Genomic DNA, 1,140 nt, shown 5'->3' with positions numbered 1-1,140 from the left:
GCTTCACTCATTTTCCCGAGCAGCAGTGCGGCGAGCGCCGGCTCGTGGACCGCATTCATCAGACGATCTATCAACTGTTGGGACACTCGCAATTCATTGGTGGCGAAGGCCACTGCGTCTTCGTTCCGGCCCAACTCGACCATCGTGATGATCGTGTGAAGACGATTTGCACTCTCGTGGGCTTGCGATCGAAGCGACTCGGCAAAACTCCGTACCGAATCCAATTCCCCGAGTACGTTCTGCAATTCGGTGTGATCGCGAATTGTCAGCACGGTGCCAATTCTGTTGCCCTCCCACTCAACCGGGTGTTGGTTGACCCCCAGCACACGCTTGTCGGTGAGGTGCACTTGATCCTTCGCGGGAGAGGCGTCGTCGACTCGCATGGTCTCGGGGATGGACGAAAGTGGCACGGGCCCGTCCGGTAGATCGAGGAGGCGACGCGCTTCGTCGTTGACGATATCCACTCGCGCATCTCTGCTTCGGCCTCGCCCGATCACCACCAGACCCTCACCGATGCTGTGCAGGACGGCGTCGTGGTGTTCGTACATGGTGCGCAGTTCATCCGGCGCCATCCCCAGGGTCTGTCGCCGGATACGCCGACTCACCAGAAGTGAACTCAGGAGGGCGGCAAGAAGACCGCCGCCGGCAACGAACAGGATGACCGGAACACTTTGGGCGAACTGCTTGCTGATCTGCTCGCGGGTGACACCGGCAGAAACCAGACCGACCAGGGTTCCGCCGGAATCGTAAACAGGCGTGACTGCGCGGATCGACGGCCCCAGCGACCCGGCGTACGTCTCTGTGAAGGTCACGCCGGCAAGTGCGCGGTCGATGTTCCCGGTGAAGAGTTGACCGATCAGCTCCGGGCTCGTGTGGGTGAACCGAGTGCGATCAGGCGCCATCACCACGATGAAATCGACGCCGGTTGCCTGTCGGATCTTCTCGGTCTGTGGTTGCAGAATCGCGGTCGGGTCCGGACTCGTCAGGGCTGCCGCCGTCGAATCCGACAGGGCGAGAGTCTGCGCTATCGAGCTCACCTGCCTGCGGATCGCGTCGTCGCTGTCTCGGCGTTCGTCGACAACTGCGAGCGCGGCCCCCACACCGATGACCAGCGCCAACAACGCCAATTGCAGGAGCAGG

Annotated in this window: 1 protein-coding gene; it reads right to left on the bottom strand. The window is 61.8% G+C overall.

Going from position 1 to position 1,140, the window contains the following annotated elements; all coding sequences use genetic code 11:
• Window positions 1-1,140 (bottom strand): sensor histidine kinase (locus AC0B9F_RS38345; protein ID WP_472010460.1); only part of this gene is annotated, 1,140 nt, incomplete at both ends.

This window comes from Streptomyces sp. NPDC097129, assembly GCF_055668065.1.
This window is presented reverse-complemented; position numbering and strand designations above follow the sequence as displayed.